This window comes from Mycobacterium sp., from assembly GCF_035697385.1.
Lineage (GTDB): Bacteria > Actinomycetota > Actinomycetes > Mycobacteriales > Mycobacteriaceae > Mycobacterium.
In genome coordinates this window covers 1-2,943 of the sequence record NZ_DASSCY010000295.1, presented here as the reverse complement: position 1 = coordinate 2,943, position 2,943 = coordinate 1, and the positions used below count along the sequence as shown (strand labels likewise).

General features: G+C 66.5%; 2 protein-coding genes and 1 pseudogene. 2 read left to right on the top strand and 1 reads right to left on the bottom strand.

Annotated features, from left to right (window positions below):
* A partial coding sequence (locus VFH65_RS25215) for a class I SAM-dependent methyltransferase (protein WP_353325261.1) occupies positions 1–407 on the top strand: 407 nt, incomplete at its 5' end.
* Here VFH65_RS25215 and VFH65_RS25210 read toward each other — a convergent pair.
* Complete coding sequence (locus tag VFH65_RS25210) at positions 383–1,873, bottom strand: class I adenylate-forming enzyme family protein (RefSeq protein WP_353325259.1); 1,491 nt, start codon at positions 1,871–1,873, stop codon at positions 383–385. The genes VFH65_RS25215 and VFH65_RS25210 overlap by 25 nt on opposite strands.
* Positions 1,874–1,985: 112 nt before the next feature.
* Here VFH65_RS25210 and VFH65_RS25205 point away from each other — a divergent pair.
* Positions 1,986–2,943: pseudogene (locus tag VFH65_RS25205) on the top strand (hypothetical protein); the annotation flags it as partial.

Sequence of the window (2,943 nt, the reverse complement as noted above, 5' to 3'; positions counted from 1 at the left end):
TTACCGGTGTCGACTTTGTCGCCAAGGCCGTCGACAAAGCGCGCGCGAAGGCCGCAGCCAACAAGCTCGCGGTCACTTTCTCGCAGGCCGATGTGACGCGGCTGAGCTCTGAGGGCATCGGAACGAACTTCGGTTTGATCGTCGACAGCGGCTGCCTGCACGGCATGAGCGACGAGGACCGCGACGCTTACGTGCGCGAGGTCACGGCGGTGGCGGCGCCCGACGCGCGGCTGCTGCTGGTCGAGTTCGTTCGCGGCGCATCGTTCGGGGTGCCCGGTATCGACCCGGACGAGGTCGAGCGGCGGTTCGCCGCGGACTGGACGCTGCTGGCGTCAGGCGATGAGCCGGAGATGGACCACAACGGGAAGAACCCTGCGCGGCACTACCTGTTTGCGCGACGTTCGTAGAGCGCCGCGACGGCGGGCAAGCTGACCTTCAGCGCCGGGCTGCGCGGCAGTTCGTCGACCACCGCGAAGGCGACGGGCACGTTGTAGACGGGCAGCGACCGTCGGACCAGTTCCTTCAGTTCGTCGTCGGTCGGCACCGGCAACCCCGATGTGGCTTCGATCGCGGCGAACGGCACCTGGCCCAGCCGCGCGTCGGGCACGCCGACAACGCAGGCGTCGCGCACCGCTGGATGTGAAATCAGCACCCGCCGAACGGTTTCCGGCAAGATCTTGAACCCGCCGCGGTTGATCGCGCCGTCCGCCCTTCCGTACAGCGTTACGAACCCGTCCTCGTCGATCGAGGCGATGTCGGTGGTGCGAATCCAGTCGGGACCTATCGGCGCGACCTTGGCCTCCAACAGTCCCTGTTCGCCGACCGGCAGCTCGGCACCGGTGTCCGGGTCGACGATGCGAAGTTGCGTATCGGACAGCGCCCTGCCGACGCTGTTGCGTTTGGATTCGCCGAATTCGCGGGTCATGTCGGCGGTCCACGCGCACAACGAACCCGCGAATTCTGTTGCGCCGTAAGCCAGCATGACCGGAATGCCGTAGCGGGCCTCGAACTCGTCGCGCGTCTCAGGGTCGAGGGGACCAGACGCGCTGATGATGAACTGCAGCGAGGCCAGGTCTTCCTTGGCGACGTCGGCGTCGAGCAGCATTCGCACGACGGCGGGTTGCACGCCTGATCGCGGAATCCGGTGCGTCTTCACCGCGTGCACCCACCCGTCGACGGTGAACCGCTCCAGGATCACGATGCGTCTGCCGTTGTAGACGCCGGCGATCAACTGGCACACCCCGATACCGCCGAACTGCCAGTAGGCCAGCTCGGGCGGCGCATCCGGCGGGGCCGTCTCTCCACTGGTGACGCTGAAGACGGTCCGCTCCAAAACCGTGGTCTTGATCGATTGTCGCTTCGGTGGGCCGGTGGTGCCGCTGGTCAAGATCTGCAGTGCGACACCAGGTTCGGCTTCGGCGTGACGGCGGGATTCGTCGCGATGCTCGAGTCCGTGAACCGTTTCGACGTGCGGCGCCTGCATCGAGATCGCGACGCCCGCGCTGCCGGCCCGCTTGGCGGCGTCGATGACCGGTTGGGTCCAGTCCTCGCGGTCGGCGACGATAGCCGCAAGGCCCAACTTCTCGACGTCGTGGCCGATCGATTCGGATGACTGGAACGAGTAGATCATCGAGACGGCGCGACCTGCGGCGAGGAAGCCGATGATCGCGGCGGCGTGCGGTAGTCGGTTGCGGACGACGAGGCCGACTGGGGCGGTGTCGGGCACCCGTGCGTCGCGCAGCTTCTGGGCAATGGCCTCGCCATAGGCGGCCACGTCAAGGCCGGTGTACCAGCGGCCCTCGAACTCGATGCACGGCTGCTCGCCGTAGCTCGCCAATCCTGCCGCGAACGTTTCGGTAAAGCTTTCGGGCACGTTCGACAATCTAGCGCTAGCACCAGCATCCGCAATCGCAAACCAGCCCGACCGTTTGCTGGATACATTGCATGCCTACCGGGCGAGAGGTGGGCAGGTGCCAAGGAAGTGCATGTTGCTGAATACCGGCAGGGCGGCCTTTCACTGGTGGTTGCGGTTGATCGTCGCCGCGTTCTTGCTGACAGCCTGGATTGCGGTCGGGTGGGGCAGCGGTATCGCCCATGCCGACGACCCGTCATCTTCGGGTGGCACTTCGAGTTCGGAGAGTTCGTCCGATCCGAAGGCTGACAAGGCCGATCCGCCCAAACAGGCCGGCGCGCCGGGCGGCGACACCGGCGGCACCGACACCGAGAACGCGGCAACCGCTGAGGCGACGGTGGGTGATAGCGAGTCGCCCGTCGTCGACGTTGAGCCGTCAAAGCCGACGCCGGTAGCGGATGCCGACCCCGGCGACGAGCCGGAGCCCCGTGTGCGCCGCAACGAGCACCGCCCGGATTTGACCAGCGAATCGGCAGAGCCGGTGAAGACCATCTCCACCGAGCCACAGCCCGCTGCGATTCGCACCATTACGCCCACCCAACGACGTCCAACGCAGATCGCCGGCCAATCGCTGGCCGCGGCGAGCGTCGCGCCGTCCAGCCCCTCGGCGTCGAACACGCCATCCGGCGCCAGCACGGTCCACCTGCCGGAACCCGGGCAAATAGTCGGGATCTTTACCAACGTGGGCATCGTAGTGGCGTCGGCGGTGTATACCGTGGCCGACACTGTCGCTCAGGCCTTCGGCCCGCACAGCTTCTTCGGGGCACCGTATGCACTGGCCACCGCGGTGGCGAATTCCGCTGCGGCCGTTAGCAGGACGCTGATCGGAGCGCCGCTCTATTCCACAGGCACCGGACCGTTCCCCGTCAACTACGGAATCCTTGACGCGCTGTCTTTCTTCAATCCCCAGCGGCCGCCGCCCGGCGCGAATGACCCGTCGATCACCGTCACCCCCGAACATCCTCTGCCGATCATTCTGGTCAATGGAACGACGGCCACTCAGGGAACCAACTGGGGTGTCGGAGCGCCGG